General features: G+C 50.7%; 5 protein-coding genes. 4 read left to right on the plus strand and 1 reads right to left on the minus strand.

The window, feature by feature from the left end:
- The 3 genes from VMT71_06320 to VMT71_06330 all read left to right on the plus strand — a co-directional run.
- Positions 1-760, plus strand: a 760-nt coding sequence (locus VMT71_06320; protein HVN23566.1) for an adenylate/guanylate cyclase domain-containing protein, incomplete at its 5' end; no start/stop codon positions are given.
- A 40-nt stretch (positions 761-800) separates the two neighbouring features.
- Positions 801-1,817 (plus strand): polysaccharide deacetylase family protein, encoded by a 1,017-nt coding sequence (locus VMT71_06325; protein HVN23567.1) that lies wholly within the window; start codon positions 801-803, stop codon positions 1,815-1,817.
- Positions 1,814-2,656 carry a hypothetical protein gene (locus VMT71_06330; GenBank protein ID HVN23568.1) on the plus strand — a complete coding sequence of 281 codons (843 nt, stop codon included), beginning with the start codon at positions 1,814-1,816 and terminating at the stop codon, positions 2,654-2,656. Before VMT71_06325 ends, VMT71_06330 begins: the two co-directional genes overlap by 4 nt.
- Here the strand turns inward: VMT71_06330 and VMT71_06335 are convergent.
- Positions 2,648-3,520 (minus strand): FHA domain-containing protein, encoded by an 873-nt coding sequence (locus VMT71_06335; protein ID HVN23569.1) that lies wholly within the window; start codon positions 3,518-3,520, stop codon positions 2,648-2,650. The two genes, VMT71_06330 and VMT71_06335, sit on opposite strands and share 9 nt — an antisense overlap.
- A 97-nt stretch (positions 3,521-3,617) precedes the next feature.
- On the opposite strand from VMT71_06335, the gene VMT71_06340 reads away from it, so the two are divergent.
- Positions 3,618-4,292, plus strand: a 675-nt coding sequence (locus VMT71_06340; protein HVN23570.1) for a protein phosphatase 2C domain-containing protein, incomplete at its 3' end; no start/stop codon positions are given.

Consider the following 4,292-nt stretch of genomic DNA (forward strand, 5'->3'; position numbering starts at 1 on the left):
TTTCTTTCTGTGGATCCCGTTGAAGAGGGAGTTGACAAGGGAAGAGCAAACGCCACAACCTGCGGAAAGCGAGCCGCCCACAAACGAGACCGTGGAAAAGACGACGCCACTCAGTCTCATAGACAGTACTGAGGGGGAAGAGATCGAACTCTTAAACCAATATACTGAAGGGATAAAAAGGACCCAGGTAACGGTCCTTTTTGCCGGCATTAAAGGGTTCAAGGCCTACACTGAAACAAGAGATCCCCAAGAGGTTCTTAATGATCTGAACCAGTACCTCTCGATCGCAACCGGCCCGATCATAGACTTCGGCGGCTACATAGATAAATTCATAGGCGATGCGGTGATCGCTGTTTTTGGGAATACGCCCGTCTGGCTTGATCATAGCGAAAGGGCGGTCAGCGCAGCCGTTGCGGTGCAGGAGGCTCTGCAGCAGGCAGCCGGTAATGGCAACCCTCTTCTCTCAAAAGTTGGGATCGGGATAAGCTCGGGGGTGGTACTCTCCGGAAATATCGGCCCCGAAGAAAAAAAGACTCTCACCTTTATCGGTGAAAGCTTTAAGGTCGCGTATTCACTCAACGTAATGGCGGGCCCCGGAGAGATCATCATGAGCCGGGATGTTTACGAGTCGGTGGAACAGAAGGTATCCGTTGAGCCCATAGCACCCAGAGAAATGGCCCAGAGAACAGAGCCCTGGGAAAATTTCCGCCTCATCAAATTGATCGATAGGAAAGACTATAACTTGGTAATTTCCCACTAGGTCGCAGCCCTTCCACCTTCAAACGTTCATGATTGCTTCATTGCGCATACTAGCCGCTGCACTGCTTATTGCAGGATGCGCTCTGACTCACCAGCTTCCGCAGCCGCAACAGCAGCCGACCGCAGAACCTGCGATTCCCATCCAGGCAGACACTTCCAGGGTATTCCATGAATTCGCGGCTGTAATAGTTCAGCCGAAAGATTCACTCTCTTCACTTGCAGCAAGATACCTGGGCGATTCCTCGAAGGACTGGATCATCTCTGAGTTTAATGGTGTTACCTCTGTGAAGCCGGGACAGCCCATTGTCATCCCATTGGTTCCTCTCGGAAAAGGAGGAGTAACGCCCGAAGGGTATCAAACCGTTTCAGTACTTTCCTATCACAAGTTTTCAAGAGACAAGGTCGATCTTACAACTGTCAGTGAAAAGGCGTTTGATGATCAGATGCGTTTTCTGAAACGAAACGGGTATCGCGTCATCACGATGGATCAGTTCTTCGACTTTCTAGAATTCAAGAACCAGATCCCGGAGAAATCGGTGCTTATAACCATCGACGACGGCTGGCGCTCGGTGTACGATTTAGCTTTTCCCATTTTGAAAAAGTATGGCTATCCTGCCACTTTTTTTATCTATACCGATTTCATCATCAACGGCAGCAGAACCCTCGACTGGAACATCCTGAAGGAGATGTCAGATAGTGGTATCAGCATACAGTGCCACACAAAGACACATCGATACCTCGACAGGAGGATAGGAGGCGAATCCTTCAAAGATTACTTTGAGTCAATTAAGAAGGATCTGATCGAATCAACTAAAGTCATAAAGCAGCGGCTCAACTCAGATGTGAAGTACCTGGCTTATCCCTACGGAGAAACGAATCATCTCGTGATCACTCTTCTTATGAAGCTTGGCTATAGGGGCGCATTCACCGTGGAGAGAGGCGGCAATCCATTCTTCGTGAATCCCTATCGAGCCAATCGTTCTATGATTTACGGCACCTTCAGCATGAAAGACTTCGAGAACAACCTCAAGACGCTCGATGACAGGGCAATCAAATGAAAGGAAAGAACGCGATCGCAATCCTTGCCTTGTATGCGCTGGTCGGCTGTGCAACGCCCCCTGCCCCTGTCATTCTCGTGGAAAAGCCTGCCGAGCGAGACGTGGAGAAGGACCCTTTCAGGATATTTCCCGACACGTACCGTTCACGCGCCCTCGCACAGGAAAAGCAGGGGGAAGTGCAGCAGGCATTGTTCTCCTGGAAGATTGTGCAGAGTTTTCTGCCTGATGATCCTGAAGCCTTGCACAAAATAGAGCATATCCAGAAGCTCATACGGACTGAGGCAGACAGGCATTTTCAGAAAGGGTTAAGCTATCTGAACGAGGGCTCGCTACCTTCAGCCCGCAGAGAATTTCTTCTAGTACTCGCATATGACCCCCAACATAAGGCGGCGCTTGACTACCTGAAAACAAAAACAGCAGAGGCTGATTACCTGTTGTACGAAACCAGACAAGGCGATACCCCGAGCGGCATCGCAAAAAAGGTGTATGGTGACTCTGCCAAAGAGTTCCTGGTAGCTTATTTCAGCAACGCGGCAGCCAACGATCAACTAAAGCCAGGGATTTTGGTAAAGCTCCCCAACCTGGAACCTGAGCCGAAGCGCGAGCACAAGCAGATGGCAAAGCAGGCCAAGCCCAAGAGCGTTTCTTCGCCAACAGCAAGAGACAAAGCACGGGCGGATGAGCACTATAGAAAAGGGGTGAACTACTTTCTCGCGGAGGATCTGCAGGGAGCGATTAGAGAATGGGAAGAAACGCTGCGGCTCGATCCTGGTCATTCCAGGGCAAGGAGAGATATCGAAAAGGCACGAAGTCTCCTGGTGTACGTAGGCTCAAAATAGCTTCTTCTTTATCTTTGACAGCACACCCTTCTCAGGTTTCTCGTTCCTCACCGGTCGTACCTGGCTCTCTTCTCCCTCCTGCGTTCCGGGACGCTGCTCTTCGGCCGTCTCCGTAACTTCAGCCATACGCCCGTCTCCCAGGAAACGAAAGACAGGACCCTGCGGACTCAAGGCGACATTATCATAAAGCGTAATCACAGTTTGCATGGGTATTGGCTGATGATTCAGCCTGATCATATTCTGCCCTGTCAGATCCTTTATCCAATACTGTCCCTGGCTGAAAAAGACCTGAGCATGCTGATCGTAGATCCCGGGGTGATCGAGCACGAAGTGGCATTTTGCACTCTTGCCGATCGTGACGGGAAGTTCCTTGTAAGAGCGAATAGTTGGCCCATACTGGATCACAAGCGGAGCAACCGCAGGTTGCGGTGCTATCACTTCCGGCGGCCGGGCCGGAGCGGGAGCAGGTGAAGGTTTACCCTCGTCAATCGGGGCTGTCACCGCTGCCTCTGGCTCCATAGGCGCTTCCTTCATTTGCGTGAGGAAGCTCACCTTCGGTCCTCCATCCGCAAATTCCAGTACGTCCCCATCTCGCAGGAGCACGTCGGTAATTTTTTTACCGTTAACAAACGTACCGTTGGTGCTCCGATCAATTAGTCTGAACTGATTGCCTTCCCGGTTGATCTCCGCGTGGTTTCTGGAAATGACCGTTAGCTCAGCGGGAAGTCTGAGATCTGACGAGGGATGGCGACCTATAGAGATAGTCTCCTTTGAGAACTCCTTGATTTCACCCTTAAGAGGACCGTGGATATGAATCAACTGGACTATGATCTCAGGGGGACGTCTCATTACTCTTCGTAACATTATGCCTCACTGCTTTTTGTCGAGTCAAGCGGATCGTCATTTCCATACACGATAAAAGAGCTGTTTCCTATTCTGCATTAATCAGGTAAGATTAATCATGTTCGACGTGACGTATGCGGGCAAATCGGATGCCGGGCTTAGACGACCCAACAACGAGGATTCTCTTATTGTTGAACCGGCACTGGGGCTCGCGGTGGTGGCCGATGGTATGGGTGGAGCTGCGTCAGGGGAGGTTGCAAGTCGAATATTTGCAGACACCGCACGCGAAGTCTTTTTAAAGGTTGACATACGGTCGGATGATGCCCTTTCTGTATCGGTCACGAAGGTTTTTCTGGAAGCAAACAACCGAATACTCGCCACCGCTAAGAAACATAGCGAGCACAGGGGGATGGGCTGCACGGCAGAACTGCTGGCGTACCATAGCGGGAACTATGTCGTTGGTCACGTCGGTGATAGCCGCACGTACCTTCTGAGGCAGGGAAACTTAAAGCAGATTACCCGGGATCATTCTCTCATACAGGAACAGATAGACCAGGGGGTTATCACCCCTGCCGAAGCCGAATCTCACCCGCTTAAGAATGTCATTGTGAGGGCAGTCGGCGTAAATGAGTCGTTAGCAGTGGATGTTATTAAGGGTGCTGTTCAGACTGGCGATGTCTTTCTTCTTTGCTCCGACGGCCTCACGGATATGCTGGAAGACGATGAGATCCAGCAATTACTCCTCGTTCCTTTGAGTGTAAATGAAAAAGCCCAAAGACTGATTGAAGCAGCG

This window comes from Syntrophorhabdales bacterium (assembly GCA_035541455.1).
In the GTDB taxonomy this organism is placed as follows: domain Bacteria; phylum Desulfobacterota; class Syntrophorhabdia; order Syntrophorhabdales; family WCHB1-27; genus JADGQN01.